25 protein-coding genes are annotated in these 24,562 nt (G+C 68.1%); 9 read left to right on the top strand and 16 right to left on the bottom strand.

The window, feature by feature from the left end:
- Positions 1-69 precede the first annotated feature (69 nt).
- The 3 genes from ACP7AX_RS17825 (at position 70) to ACP7AX_RS17815 (ending at position 2,548) form a co-directional block, all read left to right on the top strand.
- Positions 70-696, top strand: coding sequence for a nucleoside/nucleotide kinase family protein (locus ACP7AX_RS17825; RefSeq protein WP_426228361.1), 627 nt, complete (start codon positions 70-72; stop codon positions 694-696).
- 179 nt (positions 697-875) lie between these two features.
- Complete coding sequence (locus ACP7AX_RS17820; RefSeq protein WP_426228359.1) at positions 876-1,871, top strand: aldo/keto reductase; 996 nt, start codon at positions 876-878, stop codon at positions 1,869-1,871.
- 26 nt (positions 1,872-1,897) lie between these two features.
- Positions 1,898-2,548 (top strand): MBL fold metallo-hydrolase, encoded by a 651-nt coding sequence (locus ACP7AX_RS17815; RefSeq protein WP_426228357.1) that lies wholly within the window; start codon positions 1,898-1,900, stop codon positions 2,546-2,548.
- A gap of 97 nt (positions 2,549-2,645) precedes the next feature.
- Here the strand turns inward: ACP7AX_RS17815 and ACP7AX_RS17810 are convergent, their stop codons facing one another.
- Positions 2,646-4,613 carry a DEAD/DEAH box helicase gene (locus ACP7AX_RS17810; protein WP_131683187.1) on the bottom strand — a complete coding sequence of 656 codons (1,968 nt, stop codon included), beginning with the start codon at positions 4,611-4,613 and terminating at the stop codon, positions 2,646-2,648.
- A 389-nt stretch (positions 4,614-5,002) separates the two neighbouring features.
- Here ACP7AX_RS17810 and ACP7AX_RS17805 point away from each other — a divergent pair, with 389 nt between their 5' ends.
- Entirely contained in the window at positions 5,003-5,737 is a 735-nt protein-coding gene (locus ACP7AX_RS17805) for a class I SAM-dependent methyltransferase (RefSeq protein WP_426228354.1), read from the top strand.
- 42 nt (positions 5,738-5,779) lie between these two features.
- Positions 5,780-6,379 carry a dihydrofolate reductase family protein gene (locus ACP7AX_RS17800; protein ID WP_426228352.1) on the top strand — a complete coding sequence of 200 codons (600 nt, stop codon included), beginning with the start codon at positions 5,780-5,782 and terminating at the stop codon, positions 6,377-6,379.
- Here the strand turns inward: ACP7AX_RS17800 and ACP7AX_RS17795 are convergent.
- From ACP7AX_RS17795 to ACP7AX_RS17750, 10 genes are all read right to left on the bottom strand, one after another.
- Positions 6,373-7,749, bottom strand: a complete 1,377-nt coding sequence (locus tag ACP7AX_RS17795) for an MFS transporter (RefSeq protein ID WP_426228350.1) — start codon at positions 7,747-7,749, stop codon at positions 6,373-6,375. The two genes, ACP7AX_RS17800 and ACP7AX_RS17795, sit on opposite strands and share 7 nt — an antisense overlap.
- A gap of 43 nt (positions 7,750-7,792) precedes the next feature.
- Positions 7,793-8,698: an alpha/beta hydrolase gene (locus ACP7AX_RS17790; protein WP_426228348.1), complete on the bottom strand. Its 906-nt coding sequence runs from the start codon at positions 8,696-8,698 to the stop codon at positions 7,793-7,795.
- On the bottom strand, positions 8,695-9,378 hold the full coding sequence (locus ACP7AX_RS17785) for a TetR/AcrR family transcriptional regulator (RefSeq protein ID WP_426228346.1): 684 nt from the start codon (positions 9,376-9,378) through the stop codon (positions 8,695-8,697). Before ACP7AX_RS17785 ends, ACP7AX_RS17790 begins: the two co-directional genes overlap by 4 nt.
- Positions 9,375-11,027: a class I adenylate-forming enzyme family protein gene (locus ACP7AX_RS17780; protein WP_426228344.1), complete on the bottom strand. Its 1,653-nt coding sequence runs from the start codon at positions 11,025-11,027 to the stop codon at positions 9,375-9,377. The genes ACP7AX_RS17785 and ACP7AX_RS17780 overlap by 4 nt, the downstream gene beginning before the upstream one ends.
- The gene (locus ACP7AX_RS17775) at positions 11,024-12,250 is read right to left on the bottom strand and encodes a branched-chain amino acid ABC transporter permease (protein ID WP_426228342.1); all 1,227 of its coding nucleotides are present in this window, start codon (positions 12,248-12,250) and stop codon (positions 11,024-11,026) included. Before ACP7AX_RS17775 ends, ACP7AX_RS17780 begins: the two co-directional genes overlap by 4 nt.
- Positions 12,247-13,122, bottom strand: coding sequence for a branched-chain amino acid ABC transporter permease (locus ACP7AX_RS17770; RefSeq protein WP_426228340.1), 876 nt, complete (start codon positions 13,120-13,122; stop codon positions 12,247-12,249). The genes ACP7AX_RS17775 and ACP7AX_RS17770 overlap by 4 nt, the downstream gene beginning before the upstream one ends.
- Positions 13,119-13,895, bottom strand: coding sequence for an ABC transporter ATP-binding protein (locus ACP7AX_RS17765; RefSeq protein WP_426228338.1), 777 nt, complete (start codon positions 13,893-13,895; stop codon positions 13,119-13,121). The genes ACP7AX_RS17770 and ACP7AX_RS17765 overlap by 4 nt, the downstream gene beginning before the upstream one ends.
- Positions 13,892-14,656 (bottom strand): ATP-binding cassette domain-containing protein, encoded by a 765-nt coding sequence (locus ACP7AX_RS17760; RefSeq protein WP_131683196.1) that lies wholly within the window; start codon positions 14,654-14,656, stop codon positions 13,892-13,894. Before ACP7AX_RS17760 ends, ACP7AX_RS17765 begins: the two co-directional genes overlap by 4 nt.
- A gap of 13 nt (positions 14,657-14,669) precedes the next feature.
- Positions 14,670-15,875: a substrate-binding domain-containing protein gene (locus tag ACP7AX_RS17755; RefSeq protein ID WP_426228336.1), complete on the bottom strand. Its 1,206-nt coding sequence runs from the start codon at positions 15,873-15,875 to the stop codon at positions 14,670-14,672.
- A gap of 194 nt (positions 15,876-16,069) precedes the next feature.
- Positions 16,070-17,263: an MFS transporter gene (locus tag ACP7AX_RS17750; RefSeq protein ID WP_426228424.1), complete on the bottom strand. Its 1,194-nt coding sequence runs from the start codon at positions 17,261-17,263 to the stop codon at positions 16,070-16,072.
- 173 nt (positions 17,264-17,436) lie between these two features.
- On the opposite strand from ACP7AX_RS17750, the gene trmB reads away from it, so the two are divergent.
- Both trmB and ACP7AX_RS17740 read left to right on the top strand, forming a co-directional pair.
- Positions 17,437-18,360 carry a tRNA (guanosine(46)-N7)-methyltransferase TrmB gene (gene trmB / locus ACP7AX_RS17745; protein ID WP_426228334.1) on the top strand — a complete coding sequence of 308 codons (924 nt, stop codon included), beginning with the start codon at positions 17,437-17,439 and terminating at the stop codon, positions 18,358-18,360.
- An 84-nt stretch (positions 18,361-18,444) separates the two neighbouring features.
- Complete coding sequence (locus ACP7AX_RS17740) at positions 18,445-19,335, top strand: DUF1206 domain-containing protein (protein WP_426228332.1); 891 nt, start codon at positions 18,445-18,447, stop codon at positions 19,333-19,335.
- An 88-nt stretch (positions 19,336-19,423) separates the two neighbouring features.
- Here the strand turns inward: ACP7AX_RS17740 and ACP7AX_RS17735 are convergent, their stop codons facing one another.
- Positions 19,424-20,089 carry an anti-sigma factor family protein gene (locus tag ACP7AX_RS17735; protein ID WP_426228330.1) on the bottom strand — a complete coding sequence of 222 codons (666 nt, stop codon included), beginning with the start codon at positions 20,087-20,089 and terminating at the stop codon, positions 19,424-19,426.
- Positions 20,086-20,586 carry a sigma-70 family RNA polymerase sigma factor gene (locus tag ACP7AX_RS17730; protein WP_426228328.1) on the bottom strand — a complete coding sequence of 167 codons (501 nt, stop codon included), beginning with the start codon at positions 20,584-20,586 and terminating at the stop codon, positions 20,086-20,088. Before ACP7AX_RS17730 ends, ACP7AX_RS17735 begins: the two co-directional genes overlap by 4 nt.
- A gap of 171 nt (positions 20,587-20,757) precedes the next feature.
- On the opposite strand from ACP7AX_RS17730, the gene ACP7AX_RS17725 reads away from it, so the two are divergent.
- A complete protein-coding gene (locus ACP7AX_RS17725; RefSeq protein WP_426228326.1) occupies positions 20,758-21,312 on the top strand; it encodes a COG4315 family predicted lipoprotein in 555 nt (184 codons plus the stop codon).
- 102 nt (positions 21,313-21,414) lie between these two features.
- Here the strand turns inward: ACP7AX_RS17725 and ACP7AX_RS17720 are convergent, their stop codons facing one another.
- The 3 genes from ACP7AX_RS17720 to ACP7AX_RS17710 all read right to left on the bottom strand — a co-directional run bounded on the left by ACP7AX_RS17720 (position 21,415) and on the right by ACP7AX_RS17710 (position 23,701).
- On the bottom strand, positions 21,415-22,257 hold the full coding sequence (locus tag ACP7AX_RS17720; protein WP_426228324.1) for a hypothetical protein: 843 nt from the start codon (positions 22,255-22,257) through the stop codon (positions 21,415-21,417).
- On the bottom strand, positions 22,250-22,813 hold the full coding sequence (locus ACP7AX_RS17715) for an RNA polymerase sigma factor (protein WP_426228322.1): 564 nt from the start codon (positions 22,811-22,813) through the stop codon (positions 22,250-22,252). Before ACP7AX_RS17715 ends, ACP7AX_RS17720 begins: the two co-directional genes overlap by 8 nt.
- A 198-nt stretch (positions 22,814-23,011) precedes the next feature.
- Positions 23,012-23,701 (bottom strand): protein tyrosine phosphatase, encoded by a 690-nt coding sequence (locus ACP7AX_RS17710; protein WP_426228320.1) that lies wholly within the window; start codon positions 23,699-23,701, stop codon positions 23,012-23,014.
- Positions 23,702-23,865: 164 nt separating this feature from the next.
- On the opposite strand from ACP7AX_RS17710, the gene ACP7AX_RS17705 reads away from it, so the two are divergent.
- Entirely contained in the window at positions 23,866-24,459 is a 594-nt protein-coding gene (locus tag ACP7AX_RS17705) for a DUF5655 domain-containing protein (RefSeq protein ID WP_426228318.1), read from the top strand.
- Positions 24,460-24,562 lie beyond the last annotated feature (103 nt).

Genomic DNA, 24,562 nt, shown 5'->3' with positions numbered 1-24,562 from the left:
ACCGCTGTCGTCATGCCTGTCGTGGGCGGGAAAGGTGGGGAGACTCAGCGCCCGGTCTAGGCTTTTCCCATGGACTCCCCCGAGATCACCGATGCTGTGGCTGCCCTGCGCCTTCGATTGGCCGGCGGGCGGCGGACATTGCTGGGCATCACGGGTTCGCCGGGCTCCGGGAAATCGACTTTCGCCGCCTGGCTCCAGCAACAGTTCGGGCCGGAACTGGCGGTTGTGGTTCCGATGGACGGCTTCCACTTGGGCAACGCGATCATCGACGGCACACCGCTCCGGCAGCGCAAAGGGGCAATGGACACGTTCGACGCCGGCGGGTACCTCTCGCTGCTGCAGCGGCTGGCGCGGCGGGACGAGGCAGTGGTGTACGCCCCGGAATTCCGGCGCACCCTGGACGAGCCCGTCGCCGCGTCCATCGCCGTCCCGGTCTCCGTGCCGCTGGTGATCACCGAAGGCAACTACCTGCTGGCCGCGCCGCCGCAGTGGAAGGACGTCCGGGCACAGCTGGACGAGGTCTGGTTCATGGACACGCCTCTTGAACTGCGGCTCGCCCGGCTGGTGGACCGCCATGTGGAGTTTGGCATGGAGCGGGCCGCGGCCGAGGCCTGGGCGAAGGGCCCGGACGAGGCTAACGCCGTGCTGATCGAGGCCACCCGCCAAGGTGCGGACCGGATCATCCCCTGGCATTAGGCCGCCCCGCATCACCGCCGCAATCGAGTGGCGACGTATCGGCGCTAAGCCCAGGCCATAACGCCGAGATCTCGCCGCTCGATGCCCCCGGCGACCCCGGCTAAGGCCCGCGCGCGGAATACCTCTGCACGCGGCGGGGTTCTTGGCTGGGATAAGTCCTCAAGGAACGGAGCGCACTCATGACTGCACCACTGGTACACCTCGGCGACGGCCTCAAGGTCAGTCCCCTGGGCTTCGGCGGGATGGCCCTCACCCCGGTCTACGGCGAGGTTGGGCCGGACGAGGCCCTCAAGACCCTGCACCATGCCGTGGACGCCGGCGTCAGCTTTATTGACACCGCGGACATCTACGGCGGGGGCAGCAACGAGGAACTCGTGGGGCGGCTGCTCAAGGACCGGCGGGGCGAAGTCCAGCTCGCCACCAAGTTCTCCCTGGTGGGCACACCGACGGCGGGCTACACGGACATCCGCGGGGACGCAGCCTACGTCCGGCAGGCGGTGGAAGCCAGCCTGAAGCGGCTGGGCACTGACGTGATCGACCTCTACTACATGCACCGCCGTGACCTCCGCGTTCCGATTGTGGAAACCGTGGATGCCATGGCGGGGCTGGTGCAGCAGGGCAAGATCAAGCACCTTGGCCTGTCTGAGGTGACGGCGCAGGAGCTTGCCGAAGCCCAGGCAGTGCATCCCATCGCCGCAGTCCAGAGCGAATGGTCCATCTGGAGCCGCGACGTGGAACGCAACGTTGTTCCTGCCGCGGCCGGACTGGGCGTGGGATTTGTCCCCTATTCGCCGCTGGGCCGGGGATTCCTCACCGGCACCGTGGACGCGTCCAGCTTGGGAGCCAATGACTTCCGACGCCGGATCCCCCGTTTCGCCGAGGGCGCCGCCGATGCCAACCAGGGAGTGGTGGCCGCCATCGCGCAGGTCGCCGCCGAACTGGCTGCGACCCCCGCGCAGGTGGCACTCGCCTGGCTGCTTGCCCAGGGCCGGCGGCTGGGACTGCCCGTTGTCCCCATCCCCGGCACGCGCAAAACGCACCGGATCGATGAAAACCTGGGCGCCCTGTCCCTGGACCTGACCCCGGCGCAACTCGACGTACTGGATCAGGCCGCGGACGCCGTCGTCGGCTCCCGCTCTGCGGACCCGAACTGGGTCTCCGAAGGACGTGAATAAAACCCGCCGTGAATAAACTGGTCCCCATGGACACGCTCATTCACGACTTACGGGACATCACCATCCGCCGGATCTCGGTCAGCGAGATGGACAACAACGTCTACCTGCTGACCGCCAAGGAGTCCGGCGCGCAACTGCTGATTGATGCCGCGGATGACCTTCCGGCCATCCAGGGGCTGCTGCAGGACGCGGCCGCGGATACCGCAGCAACGCCCAAACTTGAGTTGATCGCCAGCACCCACCAGCACTGGGACCACGTCCGCGCATTGCCTGGCCTGGTGGAAGCGACAGGAGCGCGGACCGCGGCCGGGACGGATGACGCCCCGGAACTGCCGGTGAAGGTAGATGTTTTGCTGGACCACGGGAATGTGGGCAACTTTGACGGCTTCGACGTGACCGCCGTGCACCTGAGGGGACACACCCCCGGCTCGGTGGCCCTGGTTTACCAGGACCCGGACGGGCCGGCCCACATCTTCTCCGGGGACTCACTCTTTCCCGGCGGCGTGGGCAACACCCAGAAGGATCCCGAGCGGTTCAAGCAGCTGATCACCGATGTGAGCGAGCGGCTGTTTGAGGTGTACCCGGATGACTCCGTGGTGCACCCCGGCCACGGCCAGCCCACAACGCTCGGCGCGGAACGCCCGCACCTTGCGGAGTGGCGCACCCGCGGCTGGTAAAGCCCCCGTTAAGACACTCATCGAGTGCTCCGCACCGGCCCTTTTGAACCTTCTAAAGGGCGTCTACGGAGCACTCGATTGTGGTTGAGGATTTTCCCTAGCGGCTGCGGCGTTCGTTCGACGCCGGAGCTGACGCGCGGCGGGGGCCTGCGCTGCGGGCCGGGCGGCCTTCACCGGAGCGGCCACCGCCACCGTTGCCTGCATAGGATCCACCCGAAGTACCACCGGTGTTGGAGGACCAGACTGCCTTGTTGCCGCCGGCTGCACCTGCGCCTGCGGAGCGCTGGCCACCTGTACCGGAGCCACCCGTACGGGCACCACCGGTCCGGGCACCTGCACCGGCGCCTGCAGCTGCACGCTGGCCGGTTGCGGGACGGCCGCCACGCTGTCCGCCTGAGGCAGCGGGGCGTCCGGAGGAAGCCGGGCGACCGGTTCCGCCGCGGGGAGCATCGCTGCGGGTTACGCGGGAATCAGTGCGTCCATCCACTGCGCGTCCGTCCGAACCGCGGCCAGCCGATGCACGGCCACCTGCCGCGGGGACGTCGTTGCGGTGGGTTGCGGCTGCAGTGCCACGGCCGCGGGAGTTCCGGCGTGCAGCGGCTGCTGCAATGGCGCGGTCCTCGTTCTGCTCGGCAACGCGGTCGAATGCTGCCCGGGCCTCGGTGCGGCCTTCAAAAGCTACAGCGCGGCGCTCGGCGCGGGGAACATCGGTGCGGGGGGCTTCGGCTGAAACCCGTCCGCGTCCGCCACGTCCGCCACGGCCACCCGCGGTGGGTGCGGCCTGGGTGGTGCGGCGGGCACGCTTGCGCTCGGCGTTGGCACCGGTGGAGGTGCCGCCGCCCTGCTGTGCGGACTTTTTGGCCAGCAGTGCTGCACGGGTGCGGGGATCGATCTTGTCGGCCATTTCGCCCACGAGTTCTGCAACCAGCGGGGAGTTGGCGGTGACGCGCTCGAAGTTGACTTCAACGCCGGCTGCCTTCATGAGCTTCTTGACGTCGCTCTGCTGCTCCGGGAGGGTCAGCGTGACAACGGTTCCGTCTGAACCGGCGCGGGCCGTACGGCCTGAGCGGTGCAGGTAAGCCTTGTGCTCTGTGGGGGGATCAACGTGGATGACCAGTTCGACGTCGTCCACGTGGACGCCGCGGGCTGCGACGTCGGTGGCCACCAGGACGCGGACGTCACCGGAGGAGAACTCGGCCAGGTTGCGGTCACGGGCGTTCTGCGAAAGGTTGCCGTGCAGATCGACGGCGGGGATCCCGGCGTCGGTCAGGGTCTTGGCCAGCTTGCGGGCGTGGTGCTTGGTCCGCATGAAGAGGACGCGGCGGCCGGCACCCGAGGCGAGCTCAACGATCAGCTGCTTCTTGACGGTCTGATCGTTGACCACCAGCACGTGGTGCTCCATGGTGGTCACCGCGGCCTGCGGGTCATCCACGGAGTGGGTCAGCGGGTTGGACAGGTAGCGCTGGACGATCTTGTCCACGCCGTTGTCCAGGGTTGCGGAGAAGAGCAGGCGCTGGCCCTGGCTGGGGGTCATGTCCATGAGCTTCTTGACCACCGGGAGGAAGCCGAGGTCGGCCATGTGGTCGGCCTCGTCCAGGACGGTGATTTCCACGGCCTCGAGGGTCAGGATGCGCTGGCGGATCAGGTCCTCCAGTCGGCCCGGGCAGGCGATGACGATGTCGACGCCGGCGCGCAGGGCCTTTTCCTGGCGTGCCTGGGAGATGCCGCCGTAGATCACCGTGGTGTTCAGGCCCATGGCCTTGGCCATCGGCTCGATGGTGGCGTTGATCTGGGTGGCCAGCTCGCGGGTCGGTGCGAGGACCAGGCCCATGGGGCGGCCGGGCTTGCGGAAGTGCTTGGCTTCCCGCTCAGCGAGTCGTGCTACAAGCGGGATGGCGAAAGCGATGGTCTTGCCGGAGCCGGTGCGGCCGCGGCCCAGGACGTCGCGTCCTGCCAGGGTGTCCGGGAGGGTCTTGACCTGGATGGGGAACGGCTCGGTGATTCCCTGGGCGGTGAGGGAATCGGCGAGTTCTTTGGGCGTGCCAAGGGCAGCGAAAGTAGTCATGTAAATAAAGGTCTTTCAGGCGGTATCCATACGGATATCGGCCCCCGACGCCGGTTGGCTCAGGGGTTTCGCCGAAGAAAACTCAGGTGATCAACCGGCCAGCTGCCATTTTTACAAAACGGCGGCCGGGACCAAATAGAACGCGTTCATCGACGCAGGATGTGCCTCTCACATGAAAAAATCCCACTCCCTGGCCTCGGAATCCGAGGATTCCAGCAGGGGAACCGGTTGATGAACCGGAACAAAAGTGGGCATCACTGCACATCAAGTTCCACCAGTCTATCAGCAGCGGACTGCCCGGCCGTCCACAGAGGCCGCCGCGCACGCAAACGCACTGAAGCCAGCAGCAGCCGTTGCTTTCGCGGGCAAGGCAGGGGCACCCTTGAGGCATGACGCAACAGGGTGCTGACCACCACCATCACAGAACGGACGACGGCGCCATCGGGCTTGGGGAGGAAGCGGCGCAAAGCTCCGCAGAGGCCTGGGACGAACGGTACCGCAGCGCACCGAAGCTCTGGAGCGGAAAGCCAAACCCGCAGCTTGTCCGCGAGGCCGCCGGGCTTCACCCCGGCAAGGCCCTCGATGTGGGGTGCGGCGAGGGTGCGGACTCCATCTGGCTCGCCCAGCAGGGCTGGACCGTCACCGCCGTCGACGTTTCCGCCGTCGCCCTGGAACGTGCGGCCGCGCACGAGAAGACGGCGCTGGACCGCGAAAGCGTGCACGCGGAGGGTCCCGGCGCCATTCCCAGCCGCATCCGCTGGCAGCAGTGCGACCTGGAGGAATGGCAGCCGGACGAGAAGTACGATCTGGTGTCCTCGCAGTTCCTGCACTCCCGGACCATGGGGTGGCAGGACCCTTTGCGGACGGCTGTATCGGCGGTCAAACCCGGCGGCACCCTGTTGATCGTGGGCCACCATCCGGACATGCTGCCACCGTGGGGAACCCAGACCCACACCGAGCCGGACATGTTCTACACCCCCGCCCAGCTTGTCCAGGAACTCGGACTGGACTCGCCGGAGTGGCAACTGGAGGTCAATACAACCCGCGACCGGGTGGTGGCGGATCCGGACGGACGGGAAGCGGTCATCGGCGATACCGTGCTCCGCGCCACCCGGCTTTCCTGACCAAAGCTTCGGCAGGAACCCTCAACCCCGGGAGGAAACACCATGGCAAAGCTTGTGGCGGAAATGACGATGTCGCTGGACGGGTTCATCGCCCTGCCGGATGACAGCATCGGCGGGCTGTTCGACTGGTACGAGAACGGCCCCGTGGAGGTCCCCACCGCCAGGCAGGACATGACCTGGCACGTCACCGAAGCCAGCGCGGAGCACCTCCGCCGGACCATGTCCGCGGGCGCACTCCTGGTGGGACGCCGGATCTTCGAAATCACCCACGGCTGGGACGGGAACCATCCCATCGACTGTCCCATCGTGGTGCTCAGCCACACCATCCCGGACGGCTGGCCGCGGGACGGCGTCCCCTATTCTTTCGTCACCAGCGGTTTCCAGGACGCCGTGGCCGAGGCCGAAAAGCTCGCCGGGGACAAGGACATTGGCCTCGCCGGCCCGGACATCATCCGGCAGGCGCTCGACGCCGGACTGCTCGCCGAGATCCGCGTGAACCTGGCGCCGTGGCTTTTGGGTTCCGGCATCCGGTTCTTCGATCACCTGGCCAGCGCCCCGGTGAAACTCGAACGGACCCGGGTGATTGAGGGCGACGGCGTCACGCACCTCTACTTCAACGTCCTCCCCCGCCCGGACTACTGACCCGCCGGCGGCTGACCTACGGGCCTGCTGACCCGCGGCGCAACGGCCACCGCGGCGACGCCGACCACCGCCATCAGGGCGAAGACGCCGGAGAACGAGGCCGCCGTCGTCGTAGATGCCGCGAACACGATCCCGGTCGCGGCGAGCGCCAGCGCGCCGCCCAGTGAATCCGAAATGGACATGGCCGAGCTGTTGAAGCCCTCGTTCTCCTTGGTGGACAGGGCGAGGGTCATAACGCTGAGCCGCGGGTAGAGCAGCCCCATGCCGCCGCCGGCGAAGATCCAGCCGGCAATGGCGACGGCGGCGGGCCAGTGCAGTGCCGTTGTCACCAGGGCGAGGAGGATGGCGCCCAGCACCAGCACCGCGCCGCTCCACACAGCCACACGGTGAGTCAGCCTGGCGCCCAGGCGGCCCTGGATGGCGGCGGCGCCGGCCCAGGCCAGCGCGCCGCCGGTGAGGGTCAGCCCCGCGAACGTCGGCGGAAACGCGTACTCCTCGATCAGCAGGTAGGGCAGATACACCTCGGCGCCAAAGAACGCCGCTCCGGCCAGACCGCGGGTCAGGATGACGCTCGGGAGGCCACGGCGGGCGAGCAGGGTTCCGCCGGGCACCAGCGGGCGCACCGCCAGAAGGGCCACAACGACGGCGGCCGCGGCGAGGACTGCCGGTGCCGCCGGAAAGAAGGTGGCACCCGCTGAGAGGTTCAGCCCCAGCACCGCGAGCGCTGCGAGGCCGGCCCATCCCAGCCTGCCCACCGCCCAAGGTGGGACGTCGGCGTCCGGGGACTGCCGGTCCAGGCCGCGGAGCACGGGGACAATCATGACGAGGGCGGGAACCACTAGTCCCACCACCCCAAGGAACACCCAGTGCCAGCTCAGGAGCTGGGCAACGATGCCCGCCGCGAACGGGCCCACGAGGGACGGGATCACCCAGGCAGCGGAGAAGGCGGCAAAGATCCCGGGGTGGAGTACGGCCGGGTAGACACGGGCCACCACCACATAAAGCGCCACCGTCAGAGCACCGCCGCCAAGGCCCTGCACCAGCCGGCCGGACACGAGAAGCGGCATGGACACGGCCGTGCCCGCAATCAGGAGACCCACCACGAACAAGGCCACCGAGGCGAACAATGGTGCCGCGGGTCCGCGCCGGTCGGACCAGTTTCCTGCCGCCACCATGCCGATCACCCCGGTGGCCAGCGGTCCGGCGAAGGCCAGCGCGTACAGGCTGGCGCCGTCGAGTTCGCGGCTGACAACGGGCATGATGGTGGTCACGGCGAGTGACTCGAATGCGGCCAGGAACACCAGGGCGCAGGCGCCGATGGTGACCCAGCGGTACGGCCGCTTCAGGATGTTGGCGGCTGGTTCTGCCACCAGATGAGCCGGCTTTCTCACAAGGTGAATCGAATCATGCGCGCTACCGGATTGCCAGCGCTTCCTGCACGCTTTCGGCAACAGCGCCGGCGCCGGCCTCGCCCATGACGATCGTGTAATGGTTGACGTCCGGCACCTCACGGACCCTGAGTGAGGGCAGCTTCAGCGCCCACGCCTCAAGGTACCCGGGCGCGTACAGGGCGGCAGGTTCATTCAGCAGTCCCCGTGGAGCCCGGAGCACCTGGGCATCAACGGCGAGTTCGTCCAGGGCCTTGAGCAGCGACGCGCCCCGGTGCAGCTCGGCGGTATCCTCGGCCATCGCCTGGTACCTCGTGGCTGGCCGCAGCTCGGGCTCCTCGCCCGTCAGATCGTAATCCACGTAGTCCTCCACGAACGGGGTCCAGTCGCTGCTGAACGCCGGGTGCTGGCGCCAGAACTGCCGGTACACCTCGCGGCTGGGGAATGTTGAGTTGAGCCGTTCGGCGGCAGGGCCCAGCACCGCAGCCACCACCTCCTCGTCCGAGATTCCGGCCGGAACCTGGAGCGGCAGGCCGCCGTCCACCAGGACCAGCGATCGCACGCGCTCCGGAAAAAGATTCGCCAGGACCAGGGCCGCGAAGGCGCCCATGGAATGGCCGACGACGACCACCGGCTCCGGAGTGAACCTCGCCAGCACTGCGGCCAGGTCCTGGGCGTGGGTGGGCATGCCGTAGGGCGCGGGAAGCCCGTTGCTCCGGCCCCGTCCCCGCAGGTCCGGGGCGATGATCCGCACGTCAGGCAGCGCCTCGGCCAGGTAGTGCCACGCCTTATGCGAGGCCGTCACGCCGTGGACGGCCAGGATGGTGGGCGCGTCCGGATCCTCGGGACCCCAGACTGCTGTGTGCAGGGTGCCGCCGCGGACTTCGACCCCGGCCGTGCGGTACGTGGCGTTGCTGGCTTCTCGCGTCATGCGCTTTCCCCTTCATCGGGCCGGGAAGAACTGGGGGTGGGGCTTGGTGCGGGCGCCGCGCTTGGAGCGGGCGCGAGCGCACGCTCGATGAACTGCATCATTTCCTCGAAGACGTCCTCCGGAACATCCGGGCGTGCCCCCGGGACGGGGTCCGCGCCTTCCTCGTCCCAGAGCACCCAGCGCATGCCGATCAGCTCCCCAATGCCCATCAGCGCCCACGCCGCCACGGTGGGGTCCATGTCCCGGACCTCCCCGCTGAGCTGCGCGGCTTTGAGCCCTTCGATGTAGCCGTTCACGATCCGCGTGTAGTGCAGCCGCAGTGCCCCGGGCGAGACGAACTCGGCCTGCCGGATAATCCGGTAGAGCGCCGGGTGCTGGGCCGTGAACCGGAAAAACGCCCGGAAACCCGCCCGTTCGGCCTCGAGCCTGGTCCCGGCGCTGCGGGCGGCATCGGTCATGGCGTGCCGGACCCTCCGGTTGAGGTCCTCCACCACCTCGTCAAAAATGGTCTGTTTGCCGTCGAAGTAAAGGTAGAAGGTGCCAAGCCCGACGCCGGCCTCCTCCGTGATCTTCACGATAGAGGCCTCGTGGTAGCCCACGGAGGCGAAGACTGTCTCTGCCGCCTCGAGCAGTTTGGCCCGGGTGCGCGTGCCCCTGGCGGTGCGGGGAACGGCACTCATCTGCGGCCGCCTTCCGTGTGCTGCCGCGGCGCGTGCTGTGGCGGCGCCTGCTGCCGGGTGGCCGGGTTGCCCGGGGTCGGTTCCGCTCGCAGCAGCTCCTGCCGCAGCCTGGCGCGGAGCACTTTGTTCAGTGCCGTCCGGGGCAGCGAACTCACCATCGCCACCGCGGCGGGGACCTTGAACGAGGAGAGCTGGGAGGCACAGTGCAGCAGCAGCTCCTGCTCATCCGTTGCCATGCCGGGCCGGACCACCACAAAGGCGTGCCCGCTTTCGCCCCAGCGTTCGTCCTCCACTCCCACCACTGCGGCCTGCGCCACGGCAGGGTGGGACAGCAGGACTGCTTCCACTTCGGCCGGTGACACGTTTTCGCCGCCGGAAATGTAGATGTCCTTGAGCCGGTCCACCACCCGGATGTACCCGTCGGCGTCACGTTCCACCAGATCCCCGGTGCGCAGCCAGCCGTCAGCGAGGACGGCGGCCGTGGCGGCGGGGTCGCGGAAGTACCCCGCGAAAACACCCGGGCCGCCCACTAAAAGCTCGCCCGTGGCCTCGCCGTCGTACACTTCCCCGGTGACTGGGTCCGCCACCGCAACCGCGACGTGCGGGTAGGGCTTCCCGGAGAAGCCCACCATGCGTTCGGCGTCCTCATTCGCCAGGCACAGGACGTTGGGCGAGGCCTCCGTGAGCCCGTAACCCTGGCTCAAGGCAACTCCCCGGCGGTGCCAGATCCGCAGCAGCGGCGCCGGCATGGGCGCCCCGCCCACCACGGCATGCCGCAAGCTCCCCAGTTCGGCCTGGCCGAAGTCCGGGTGTTCGGCCAGCATCAGGTAATGCGTGGGGACGCCCATCAGCATGGTCACGCGCCGTTCCGGGATCAGCTGCAGCACCCGGCCCGGTTCGAAGCCGCGCTCCAAAACCACGGTGGCGCCCGTCCACCACGCCAGGAGCGGCTGGATGTTCCAACCGCCCACATGGAATTGGGGCAGCACGGCCAGAACGACGTCGGTACTGACGATGTCCAGGGTCCGCGAGAGCGAGAGGTTCGTCCAGAAACAGTTGGCGTGCGTCAGTACGGCGGCCTTGCTGGCCCCCTCCGTGCCGGAGGTGAAGATCATCAGGAGGGCGTCGTCGTCGTGCACTTCCCGCCCTGCCACCGGGGACACGACTTCTGCCGGGCGCGCCGCCGCCGCGGCCCGGGCTACCCGGGAAGGCGCCGGCACGGATTTTTCGACGCCGCCGGGCCCGAGCGCCGCGGTCCGCGGCGGCTGGGGCAGGAGCGAGCAGGTGGCGGCGGCCAAGGCGTCCAGATCGCCTTCCACCAGCAGGAGCTGGGCGTCCGCCAATCCGAGCTGCGCGGACAGCTCATGGGGCGACAGGCGCCAGGACAGCGGCACCAGGACGAGCCCGGCCTTGGCGCAGGCGAAAAAGACCACCACATGGTCGGAGCTGTTGCCGGTGAGGGTGGCTATCCGGTCACCGGTGACGTATCCGGCGGCCCGCAGGCCCGCGGCCAGGCCGGCAGCCCGCCGTTCCAGCTCGCCGTACGTGAGGGTGCAGCCACGGTCGTCGATGGCGATCCTGTGGGGGGTGGCGAGGCTGCGGTCAGTGGTCCAGCGGCCCAGGGTGTGCAGTCCGTCAGCGGTGGTCATGCCGCCTCCTCCAGGATCTCGCGGGACTTCTCGGTACGCCGGCTGCGGCGCCGGGCGAGCCGCTGGGCGGTGCCCGTCAGGCCACCGGGCAGGAAGAGCACCACCAGGATAAACAGCGTGCCCAGGATGAAAAGCGGCTCTGACAACGGTACGCGCAGGATGTCGGGCAGCGCATCAATGGCATCGGAATTGGCGAGGGTGGTCAGGCGCTGATCGAGGATGGTGTAGAAAACGCCGCCGATGACGGCGCCCCAGCGGGAGCCGACACCGCCCAGGACCACCATGACCAGCAGGGTGATGGTGAGATCGGCGGAGACGGCCCGCGGCACGGCCCCGCTCTGCAGCAGCAGGAACACCATGCCGATGATGCTGACCAGGACAGCCGAGACCACGAAGATCAGCAGCTTGATGAGGTAGGGCTGCAGGCCAAGCACGCGGACGCGCAGTTCGTTTTCACGGACGGCCGCAGCCACATGGCCGGCGCGGGAGGACTGCACCCAGGTGACCACGATGAACACGGCCACCAGCACGGCCAGCGCCAGCCAGTAGAGGTTCCGGGTGTTGACCACCCCCACCAGGAAGTCCGGCAGGTTATCGGTTCGCAGCGTCAGGCCTTCGTCGCCGCCGGTGATGCCCTCCGGGTTGCGGCCCACCACCACGGAACCTGCCTGGGCGAAAGCCAGTGTGACCATGGCGAACGGTATGCCGCTGACCCGCAGGCTGATGCTGCCCACCACATGCGCCAGCACAATAACCACCAGGAGGGTCAGCCCCATCGCCGGAAGCAGCGGAATGTCGAGGTTCTGCAGGATGATGGCCAGGCCGTAGACGCCCGCGCCGAAGTAGAGGGCATGGCCGAAGGAGAGCAGGCCGGCCACCCCGAGCAGCAGGTGGTAGGTCAAAGCCGCGGCGGCCATCAGCATGCACATCGCCAGCAGCTGCAGGGACCCGGGCGTGTAGGTGGGGCCGGGCAGCACCCCTGGCAGGGACAGGTTCAGCAGCGGGAGCAGGACCAGCAGCACCACCCCGGCGAGGCCGGCTGCGGCGCCAACCAACCGGCGGCGGGTCAGGCGGGGACGGGCGGGGGCACCGGCGGGACTGGAACCGTGGCGGCTTCCGTGCGCGGCCGCCGTCGTCCTCTTGTCTTCAGGGGCGCCGAGCGCCGTGGGGCCGGCTGCATGCGCTGCGCCGGTTGCGTCAGTGGCGTCGGTATCGGTGGTCATGAGGTTCTCCCGAGCAGGCCGGACGGACGGAACAGCAGCACCAGCGCAAGGGCCAGCACCACAACAAAGTCACCGGTGCCGCCGAGGTAGAAGTTGGCGAACTGCTGCAGGACAGCCACCCCGACGGCGGCAATCGCCGCGCCGGTCAGGGAACCGAGCCCGCCGATCACGGTGACGATGAAGGCGAAGATCAGCAGCGATCCGCCCAGCATCGGCGAGACGTAGCCGAAGTAATGCGAGGCAAGGACTCCGCCCAGCCCGGCCGCGGCGCCGCCGATGGTGAAGACGAGGGTAAAGGCTTTGCGGACGTCGATGCCCAGGGCGGTGACCATGGAGCGGTTTTCGACGCCGGCCCGGATGATCATGCCGTACCGCGTGTTCTTGAGGAAAAACACCATGGCAAGCAGCACCAGGACCGCGGCGATGATGCAGACAAACCGGTCGTTCGGGACACGGGCGCCGAGGATTTCAGTGGTGTCCTTGAACCATGCCGGACCCTGGATGAAGACCGGATCGGTGCCCCAGATGCCGTCGAAGAGTGCAACAGCGGCAAGCGAGAGGCCCACCGTTATGAGGACCTGCTCGATGTGCCGCTGATAGAGCCGGCGGATCAGGACAAATTCGGTGAACACGGCGAACAGGGCCCCGGCCGCGGCTCCCACCAGCAGCGAGAGCAGGAAGGTCCCCCAGCTGTCCGAGCCGGTGCGGCGGGCGATTTCCCAGCCGGTGAAGGCGCCGAGGGTGAGGAACGCGCCGTGAGCGAAGTTGAGGACGCCCATCAGCCCGTAGATCAGGGACAGTCCGGCGGCCACCAGGAAGTACAGGGCGCCGAGGCCCAGGCCGGTGAAGAGCAGGAGGACGACGGTGCTCACAGGGCCGCGCCTTTCTGGTGAGGTGCAGCCTCGTGAGGTGCAGCCTCGTGGGAGGTGACCTCGGCCGAGACGCCCAGCAAACGTTGCGTCAGCTCGGCGTCGTCAAGGAAACCGAGGGCGCTGCCGGTGTGGACCACCCTGCCGCCGGACAGGACAACTGCGCCTTCCGCGAGTTGGCGGACCACGTGCAGGTTCTGCTCCACCAGGAGAATGGGAACGGTCTTGGCAGCCTCCGCGAGTGTTTCGGCCACCTCGGCCACGATCTTCGGGGCCAGGCCCTTGGTGGGTTCGTCCACGAGGAGGATCTTGTTGGTGTTCAGCAGGGCCCGGGCCAGCGACACCATCTGCTGCTGGCCGCCGGAGAGGGTGCCCGCCATCTGGCCGGCGCGGGCCAGCAGGTCAGGGAAAAGCTCCTCGACGAGCTGCCTGCGCGGTGCGGCGTCACGTTCCGCCAGGCGGAGGTTCTCCGCGACAGTGAGTTTGGAGAACACTTCGCGGTCCTCCGGGACGTAGCCCACGCCGCTGCGGATGATCTTGTAGGTGGGCTCCTTTTCGACCCGGACGCCGTCCAGTTCAACGGTTCCCGTGCGGTCGATCAGGCCGATGATGGCCTTGATGGTGCTGGTCTTGCCCACGCCGTTGCGCCCCAGCAGGGCGGTGATTCCGGTTGCCGGAACCGTGAAGGAAACGTCCTCCACCACCTGCTGGCCGGCGATGTGGGCGTTAAGACCCTCAACCCGAAGGATGGGACGGGGTTGGGCTATGGCGCTCATACGGGTTCTCCAAGGTAGGCGCTTTGTACGGTCGGATCGGCCATCACGGCCTCCGGGCTGTCCAGCGCGAGCAGGCTGCCGTGGTGCATGACCGCCACCCGGTCCACCAGCCCCAGGACCACGTCCATGTGGTGCTCCACCATCATCACGGTGCAGCCGCGGTCGCGGTGCATCCCGCGGATGATCGCGCTCAAGGACGGAACGTCCCCGGACGCGACGCCGGCCATCGGCTCATCAAGGAGGACGACGGCGGGATCCGTCGCCAGGAGGACGGCGATTTCCACCTTCCGCTTCTCGCCGTGGGAAAGGTCCCCCGCCGCCGTCGTCAGCTGGCCGGAAAGCCCCACTTCCTTGATGGTGCCCAGCGCAATCCGGGTGGCCTCATCGGAGGCCGAGGGGAAGCGCAGGATGCTGAAGCTGCCGCCGATTTTCGCCTGCGCGGCGAGCCGGACGTTCTCCAGCACGCTGAGCCGGGGAAACAGGTTGGAGGTCTGGAAGGTCCGCCCCAGCCCTGCTTTGGCCCTGCGGTGGACCGGCGTGGCCGTGATCTCGCTGCCGTTCAGGGTGATGCTGCCTTCGGTGGGCCGCATCACGCCCGAGATCAGGTTGAACAGGGTGGTCTTGCCGGCGCCGTTGGGGCCGATGACGCCCACCATTTCGCCGGCGGCCACGGCGAAGCTCACATCCTGGAGGATGCGGGCTCCGCCGATCTGCAGACCGAGGCCGTCCACCGCGAGGGCAGGCAGGGCTGGAGCAACCATTCGTTGGCCTCTTCTACTTCTTTTCGGGCGGTGCGACCTGATCGCCGGCAACCACCTTGACCAGTTCCGGGCTCCAGGCTGCGCCGTTCTGGACGAGCTTGACCTGGTACATGTCCTGGATCAGGGCGTGATCCGAGGCCCGGACCGTCACCTTGCCCTTGGGGCCGTCGAAGCTGAAGCCTTCGAGTGCCTTGACCATGGCGTCGGCGTCGGAGCCGCCTTCCTTGATGGCCTGGACAATCATCTGGCCGGCAACGAAGCCGTCCGGGGTGAAGAGGTCAGCCTTTGCGCCTGCCTTTTCGACGGCGGCAATCATCTTCTTCTCCACTTCGGTACCTGAGGCGCCCGGGAAGTAGTGGTTCAGGAAGCTGATCTTGCCCGTGGCCTCACCGTACGCACCGAACGTGGCGGCGTCGCCGAGTCCGGTGACCACCGGAGCGATATCGAACGCTCCCTGCTGGCTGAGGGTCTGCCACATGGTGCCCGAGGTAGCCCCGGCCCAGGCCACGAACGTCATGTCCGGCTTGGCGTCGATGAGCTGGCGGGCGAAGGGGGTGAGTTCCTGTCCGTCCGGGACGAGCACGGCCTCAACCGTGGCGCCCTTGGCACCGAGGACGGCCTTGACGGCGGCCACGTTGCCCTGGCCGAAGGCGTTGTCCTGCGCGAACACCACCACCTTCTTGCCCTTGGTGTCGATGAAGGAGCCGGCCGTGGCCACATCCTGCAGGCTCTGGCGGCCGGAGCGGAATGTGTACTTGTTGATGCCCTGGATGGCATCAGTGGCGGCGGGGCCGGAAATGTACAGGACCTTGTTCTGCGCTGCCTGTTCGGCCAGCTTCAGGGCGATACCGGAAACCACGGTGCCGCCGATGATTTTGTAGCCCTTGCCGATCAGGTCCTTCGCTGCGGTGACGGCCTTGTCCGGATCGCCGCCATCGTCCACGTATGTCAGATTGATCTTGGCGCCATTGACTGCGCCGGTCCCGTCCGTGGCGTGCTCGATGCCTGCCTGCAGGCCCTCGTAGTAGGTGGCGCCGTAGGCGGCGAGCGGGCCGGTCTTGGAGTAGATGATGCCCACGTCCACCGGTTCCGCGGCGGTGGTGGCGCCGGCACTGCCGGAGGCGGCCGGGGTGGCTGAGCCGGTGGTGGGCGCACAGGCGCTGAGGGCCAGCCCCGTGGCCATAACGGCGGCCAGCAGGAACCTCTTTGTATCCTTCACGGGATGCCTTTCGTTGAAATCCGCGGAAACTGAGCAGTGGATCTGGGATAAGAATCTGGAGTGAACCTGAAAGGCGATTCAGGTTACGGCAAATCTATGGCGCAGCTCACACTCTGTCAACGGATTCCGGGCGCGCGATTGCAACGTTTCGGCAACGGATTGCGGTCCAGCAGGCCCAGCAGAAGCGACTGGGTTCAGCCCCCGATGTATCGCCTACGGCCGGCGCGGTAACCAAAGACCGCGGCCAGCGCACCAATGCAGAGGAACAGCACACCGGCGGCGGCGAAGGATCCCGTGGCCTGGTGCAGCAGCCCCACCAGCAGCGTCCCGGTGGAGCCCACACCGTATCCCACGCCCTGCATCATGCCGGAAAGGTGCGAGGCCGTGTTGCCGTCGCGGGTCCGCAGCATGATCATGGTCAGCGCCACGGCCGTGAGGCTTCCCTGCCCCAGCCCCAGCAGGCCGGTCCACACCCAGATCAGCTCCAGCGGGCCGAAGATGCTGAGCGCGAATCCGCCGCCGGTCATCAGCGCCACCACCGTGTTGATGGCGCGCTGGTCCCGGAACCTCGCCGCGAGCGCGGGCGCGAACAGCGAGCCCAGCATCTGCAGGGCGATGGAAACGGACACCATCACGCCCGCCGTCGCCCCGTCCACGCCGCGTTCGCGCAGGATCGGGGCGAGCCACGCAAACACGCTGAACGACATCATGGCCTGCAGCATCATGAAGATGGTCACCTGCCAGGCCACCGCGGACCGCCACACGCTGACGCCGTCTTTGGCGGTGCGGCGCCGCACGGGGTGCTGGGCGAGGGCCACGGGGAGGAACAGTAATAGGACGACGACGGCGGGCAGCGCCCAGAACCACAGCGCCGCAGTCCACTCCCCCGTCGCCGTGAAGACGGGGTACGTGAACCCGGCCCCTAGTGCGGCGGAGGCGCAGATCGCGGTGGTGTACAGCCCGCCCATCAGCCCCAGCCGGTGCGGGAAATCCCGCTTCACCAGCCCCGGAAGCAGGACGTTGCACAGTGCCACCGCAGCACCGCAGGCAGCTGTGCCCACCAGCAACGCCGGCAGGTTTCCCGCCCCCGGCACCAGCCCGCTGAGGTCCGAGGGCCGGAGCAGCAGACCGGCAGTAAGCAGCGCCATGGCCGCCAACAGGACGCGCTCCGCGCCGAAACGGTTGGCCAGCCCCGGTGCCAGCGGCGCGAATACCCCCAGCAGCGTCACGGGGACGGCGGTGAGGGCCAGCACGGCCCAGCCGGGCAGGCCGGCGCCGGCGGTGACCTCGGGAAGGACGGCGGCGAAGCTGGAGAAAACTGTCCGGAGGTTCAGGCCAATGAGCACCAGGCAGAGTCCCAGGTAAGCCAGCGCGCGTCTGCTGTTCACCGGCGGTGCCTGCGCCGCGTTGACGGACGGGTTGGCGGACGAGCTGGCGGAAGCCTGGGCGGCCGCACGGACGTCATCCGTCCCGCCGTCGACCTGGAAATCCTGCCCGTCGCTGGGCTTAGCTGTTCTCACCCGACCCATTGTGTCAGTCCCTGTCCTCTATTCTGGAAGGGATGAGCGAATCCCCAGAATCCCCCCAGCCTCCGCATGTCCCGCGCCCGGTGACCCCCGGAACCCAGGCGTCGTTCGGTACCTATGGCGGCAGGCCCGTCAGCTTTGTGCGCCGCGGTACCCGCCTGCAGGGACGGCGGCAGACAGCGTGGGAGGAACACTCGGAGCGGTGGGCCTTGGATGTGCCCCGGCACATCGCCAACACCTCGGTCCACCCGGACTACACGTTCGACGCCGAGGCAGAGTTCGGCCGCAAGGCGCCACTGATCGTGGAAATCGGGTCAGGGTTGGGCGACGCGATCTGCCACGCCGCCGAGGAGAATCCGGACACGGACTTCCTGGCCGTGGAGGTTTACACCCCGGGACTGGCGAACACCATCATCAAGATCAACAGCCGCGGACTGGGCAACGTCCGCGTTGTGGAGGCCAACGCTCCTGAAGTCCTCGCCACCATGCTCCCGGCCGGATCGGTCAGCGAACTGTGGGTGTTTTTTCCTGACCCCTGGCACAAGTCGCGGCACCACAAACGCCGGCTCATCCAGCCGGAGTTCGCCCAGCTCGCCGCCCGGGCACTCAAACCCGGCGGGCTTTGGCGGATTGCCACGGACTGGTCCAACTATGCCGTCCACGTCCGGAACGTCCTGGCGGACTCGGCGGACTTCGAAAACCTCCACACCGGCGAACGCCACGGCCCGGAAAGTCCCCTCACCCAGGTATGGCAATCCGGCGTCGAATCCCTGGTGGGCGGTGCTCCTGTCCGCGAGGGCCGGGCGCCGGTCAGCACCGAACACACCGGCCCCAATGAAGGTGTGGATGAAACCGGCGGCTGGGCTCCACGCTTCGAGGGCCGGATCCGCACGAGTTTCGAAGCGAAGGCCCACGAGGCGGGCCGGCTGATTTTCGACCTCTGCTACCGCCGGCGCTGACGGGAACCTGGCTCAGAGCGGACCGGGACCCGGTGCGGTCCGAGGCTGCCTCCGGCCTGTTCGATGCAGGCTCCACGTGGGACGATGGTGGCTCGCACGGGCAACAATCCGTGTGTTCAGGAACTGGCCCAAAGGAAACCCGCCATCAAAAGAGAACTAAAGCAGGCCGCGGATGCGGCGGAGGACTTCACCAACTCCCGCACCCTGGAGTTGTTGGCACGGGCGGGATTCGCGGCGAGCGGCATCCTGCATTTTTTGGTCGGGGCCATCGCCATCCGTCTCGCCATGGGCGGAACGGGAAACGCAGACTTCAGTGGAGCTGTCTCCGAACTTTCCAGCCAGCCTGCCGGGCCGTTCCTCCTGTGGGGCAGCTTCGCGGCCTGCGTGGCCCTTGCCCTCTGGCAGGCCAGCGACGCCATTTTCGATTACAACCGGCTGCCCACCAAGGAAAAAGCCGGCAAGAAGGCCAAAGCCGCGGCCCAGGCCCTGGTGTTCGCCGCCCTGGCCCTGACCCTGGTCAGCTTCGCCACGGGCACCGGCTCCGGCGGCGATAACCGGCAATCCGCGAGCGATCTGACGGCGAACGTTATCAAAGCCCCCGGCGGTGTGGCACTGCTGGTTCTGGTGGGCGTGGGCATCGCGGTCACGGGGGTCATCTACGCCGTGAGGGGCTTCAGGAAGTCCTTCGAAAAGAACCTGGCCATGCCCGCCTCCCCGAAAGCGCGGACCGCCGTCACCGTCCTGGGAGTGGTGGGCTATGTCGCCAAGGGCATCGTCCTGCTGCTGACCGGCATGCTGATCGCCATCGCCACGCTTCGCGCCCACCCGGAGGAGTCCACCGGCCTGGACGGGGGCCTTCATGCGCTGCGTGACCAGCCGTTCGGGCCTTACCTCCTCGCCGCCGTTGGTGCCGGTCTGATCTGCTACGGCCTGTTCATGATGGTCCGGGCACGCCTGGCCAACATGAACAAGTAACCAGGGGAGCACACCACCAGACGCCGGGGTTTCGCGGTTCCCGGCGGCCGTGGCCGTGGCCGTGGCCGTGGCGTCAGCGCACGACGGATCAGGGAACCGTGATCACAGCGACCGCCCTCTGCCCCTCGTCACGGAGTTCCACACTGGCGATGCTTGCCAGCTGGACGGGAGTGGCCCCGGTGACCCTGATCCGGCCGCTCGGCGTAGCGGTCCAGGCGCAGGCGCGGTCCTCCCCGCCGTCGCGGTCCCGGACCCACAGCGAGTAAGTACCGTCCAGGGGCATGCTGCTGCCGTTGACGGCCAACTCCGTTCCCCACGTTTTTCGGGCCAGGTCAACACTGAACCGCAGGCCACTCTCAGCCTGTACCGAATAACTGGCGTCCGGCTGGGGCGGCCGGTTCAGGATCGGAGCTACCGCAATTCCCAAGGCGAGGCACGCGGCGGCGACGGCGCCCACCAGAGCCGTCCACCGGCGTCGTACTTTACGACGACGGGCGGCGAGTTTGTCGTAAAGCGTGCGCGGCACTGCTCCACCAGGCTCGACGGCGGCGGCCGGGCGGCTGCCTCCGGTAAGGGCCACCGCATCGGGTACGGGAAGCGCGTCCAGCAGCGCAGGCAGCCGCTCCAGCCCGGCCAGTTCGTCCTGGCAGTCGGCACATTCCTGGAGATGTTCCTCAAAGCGGCGCAGGTCAGCGGCGTCTAGCCCGCCGAGCACATAGGCGCCCAGCAGCTGATGCAGATCCGGGGCGTTCACCGCTCCACCCCCATTTCGTCCAGGATTGTCCGCAGCGCCCGGACGGCGTAGTACGCCCGCGACTTCACGGTTCCGGTGGGGATGTTCAGCTGCACCGCGGCCTCGTTGACGGTGAACCGGCGGTAGTGAAGGGCTACGAGGACATCGCGGTGTTCGGTGCTGAGCCGCAGCAGCGCTTCCTCCATCAGTACGCGGTTGAGCAGTTCATCCACGCGTTCGACGGCGCCGGCCGGGTCCACGGGTTCCCGCCCCAAAGCTTCCACCGGGCGTCGCTGGGCCTTACGGTAGTTGTCGATCATGATGTTCCGCGCGGTCCTGAACAGGTAGCTGCGCAGGCTGCCGGTGATGTCCGGGGCCTGCTGCCAGACGCGGAGCACGGTCTCCTGGACCACGTCCTCAGCCAGTTGCGGGTCACGGGAGGCACTGAGCACAAAGCGGCGCAGGGCGGGGCCGTGTTCGCGGTAGATCGCGGCCACCACGTCCTCATCCAGCGGCATGCCCGCCCCCTCCTGTCCCCGATGCATCCCTGCGCAATCCCACCTCATCCCTGCCGATACAAACGTCCACGCAGGGAGATCGGTTCACTGTGAACCATTGTTCCCCTGTGCGCGTCGTATCGGTTAGCGTCCGGTGATCCGACGCCGGGCCCCCAGCCAAGGAGCATTGACGTGAAAAAGCATCTGGGCATCGGACTTGCCGCGCTGGCCCTCGCAACCGCACTTTCCGGCTGCGACGGCAGCCCCGGAACCACCACAGCCACGACTCCCGCGGCCCCGGCGGCGACCTCTGCGGCACCCACGACGGGTGCGGCGACGTCCGCCGCGCCGGGCACCGCATCGCCCACAGCGGCAGCCGCCGTCGACCTCAAAACAGCACCCTCAAGCGCCGGCACCATCGTGGTTGATGCCGCCGGGATGAGCGTCTATTACTTCACCAAGGACGTGAAGGATTCCGGTACCAGCGCCTGCACAGCGGCGTGCCTGACCGCCTGGCCACCGGTCCTGACCACCGCGGCCACACCCTCGGCCGAAGGTGTCACCGGAACGCTGGGGACCATCGCCACCCCGGAGGGGGCAAAGCAGGTGACCCTGAACGGACTGCCGCTCTACTACTTCGCCCAGGACACGAACCCGGGCGACATCCTCGGGCAGGGCGTGAACAGCGTCTGGTACCTGGCGAGCCCAGCCGGAGACATGATCCGGACGGCCGCTTCAGGGTACTGACGCGCGTTCACGCCCTGGCTGGGCGTATCCCGGTCTGGGCTGCTGCGGCAGACGGCGTGCCCCGCTGATTACTGGCGCTGATTACTGGCCGGGCGCCGCTGATTACTGACCCGGCGCCGGCGAAGCGGGCGGGGTGGCCGGGAGCGGCAGCAATGGCTGCTGCCCTGGAACGCTCGGCGCCACCTCGTCCAATGGCAGGCCGTTGAGGGGGCTACCGAGGGGTCCGCCGTCTCCTGGGGTGCCGGCCACTGGGGTATCGGCGCCTGGCAGGCCGGGCGTCAGGGTGCCCGGTGCCAGGTTGTCCGGCAGGGTGAACCCCGACGGCGGCATCTTGCCCGGCGTTGCAGGCGCGGGAACTCCTGCGCCGCTGTTAACACCGCCCGACGCCGGTGGAGTCGCCGGCGTCGTGTCCTCCCCGGAGAGCGCGGGCGCGCCGGGAACCTGCACCGATGGCGCACCGCCGGGCTGGGAGGGACCGGTCGACGGCGTGTTGCCGGCCTGGTCCGATGATGCCCCGCCCGTCCCGGACACGAAGGACGTGACGGCATGGTTCAGTGCGCCGAGGGTGTCGCGGATGCCCTGATCGGACGCCACGGCTACGGCTCCGCCGGCTGCCAGCGATGCTGCCACCGAGAGGGTGGTCATGGTGATCCTTCGCTTGGCACGGCGCCGGGCGGCAAGCTCATCAACCGGAACCGCGGCGGGCGCAGCGGTAACCTCTGCCGGGACCATCAGTTCGGCAACCGCAGCGGAGGGCACGGGCTGTCCTGCCGACAGCGAGCGGAGCTCAAGCAGGGCAGCGCGGAGGCCGCCGTCGTCGTCCATCCCGGCTTCAAACAGCAGAACGTCAACGGCGGCGGCGTTGCTGGAACCGGCGGCGTTGCTGGAACCGGCAGCGTTACTCAGAGCTGCGGTGTTGCCCAGGGAGCCTGCGGTGTCACTCATGATGTGCCTGGTTTCTTCTTAGGGTCTGGTCCTTGAGGTTTTGCAGCGCCCGGCGCTGCAACTGCTTGATGGCGCCTTGGGACTTGCCCATGATGCCGGCCACCTGTTCGATGGACAGGTCAGCCACCACCCGGAGCGCCAGGACTTCACGGTGGTCCTCGGCCAGGCCTTCGAGCAGGGCCGCTGCTCCCCCATCCTGCCCAACCACGTGGTCCTCGGCGGAGGCGGTGCTGCGGGCGTCGTGCACGGGGTCGTAGGGCGAAAAGTCCGGGCGTCGTTCCGCCCGCCGGTAGTGGTCCACCATCCGGGCGTGGGCGATGGAGAAGAGCAGCGACTTGGCGCCGGGCAAGCCGCCTGTCAGGTCACCGATCTTGGGGAAGAACGCCAGGAACACGTCCTGGGTGACAGCCTCGGGATCGTCCACGCCGCGCGCCCGGAGGTAGCCAAGGACCGCGCCGGAGTAGGCGCGGTAGGCAGCGCTGAACAGCAAAGCCGGATCAGCTTCGGCTGTGCCTTCCCATATCTGGATGTCTTCTTCGGCCAAGGTGTCAGTCACCGGCGGCTCCTCCATCCCGGGCAGCGGACGCGCTCATCCCGGTCTTGGTCGCGGTGTGCTCCGGCACGGTGTGCTCCGCTGCTGGGAGCTCCGGCACGGTGTGCTCTGCTGCTGTGGGTCTGCTGGCTGGCTGCCATGTGGACTGCGGGATCCGGCCATGTAGCCGGATGACCGCAGTCCACACTAGCTGAGCAGGTGTCAGCGGGCCGAAACGTCAGGCACGTCGACGCCGGGAACGGCGGGGACAGCCGGTGCGGCAGGAACAGCGGGGACTGCCGGCACGCCATCAACACTGGGAACGGCAGGAACAGCCGGGACTGCGGGCACTGCGGGAGCGTCGGCTTCGACGGTGGCTTCACCGTTGGCGGCACCCTCGGCAGCCGCGGCCGCGCCGGCCTGTGCCACAACATCGGCGCAGAAGCTCTCAACGTTGGCTTCGCCGTCGGCCTTGACAACCAGCGAGGAGAACCCTTCGGAGGAAGCGTTCAGGCCGCCATTGCTGAGAGCGGTGCAGAGGCCCAGGGACGCGGCACCGGCAGCATCAACTGCGGTCTTCGCGGCGGCTGCGGTCCCGGCACCGGCGGCAACCTTTCCGTCCGAAGCCTCAGCGGTGACTGACGCGTCAGCGCTGACCGAGGCGTCAGGGGTGGCTTCAGTGCTCACATCGGCGGTTGCATCGCCGGCTGCCTCCGCTGCAGCATCCGCGGCGGCGGCTTCGCCGGACAGCTTCGGTGCGGGAGCGCCGAGAAGTTCGTGGGCCGACTGCTGGGCGGCGTCCGGGAGAGCGCCGGAAACAGCTGCAACGCCGGTGCCACCGACGGCCAGGGCGCCTGCGGCGAATACTCCGGCGGCGACTTTGCTGGTGGCGAGAACAGTGAACAGGGGCATGGGAAACTCCAAAATTTAGAAGACAAGTCAGATCCGGCTCCGTGGAACCAATCACCTCCTACATCGCTGGCCGCCCCGGGAAGGTTACGGGTGCTGCGGAAATTCTTTTTCCCGCCGCCATCGGGCCGGCCGGCCCTGTCGGGGCTGCCCACTACCATCGAGGCATGGCTACAACCCCCGAACAGCAGAAAAGCGCCCGGACCTGGCAGGGCATGGTGGACAGCAACCAGGCCCTGCTCGAGCGGAAGACGGGATACGGCGTCGGGTACTGGGCTGAGCGCGCCCGCGCCGCCGGGCTCAAGAACGATGCAGAGCTCCGTGAGTGGATGCGCGCCGAACACGGCGTCACCGGCTATGCGCAGTATGCGGTGTCGTGGGAGCTGTTCGGGTACCCGGATTTTATGCTCCGCGACGCGGACGAACTCATTGACGCCCAGTACGTAAACCACCCTGAACTGCGGCCGATCGCCGATGCCCTCCTGGCGTGGGCGGCCGCCACCGAGGGTGTGGAGATCCAGATGCGGAAGGGCTACGTCTCGCTCCACAGCGCCCGCCGCAAGTTCGCCCAGGTCACCCGGACCACCAACACCGCGGTAGACGTCACGCTGCGCCTCGATGCCGCCGCCCAGGGACGCCTCGAAGCCCTGAAGACCCGCGCCGATGACGCCTTCGGCCGGCGGGTGCGTCTCACGTCTTTGGACCAGGTGGACGGGGAACTGCTGGACATCCTCGCGCAAGCCCTGGACCAGAACACCTAGAACGCGGACGACGGCGGGCGGTCACCTTTCGCGTGAAAAGGTGACCGCCCGCCGGCGGGGGTGGGACGAAGCGTCGGCCAAAGAGGGGTAGGCGGGGTCCGCG

Source organism: Pseudarthrobacter sp. DSP2-3-2b1 (assembly GCF_049895945.1).
GTDB lineage: Bacteria > Actinomycetota > Actinomycetes > Actinomycetales > Micrococcaceae > Arthrobacter.
Note: the sequence above shows the minus strand (reverse complement) of the source record. Positions and strands in the feature narration are given on the sequence as shown.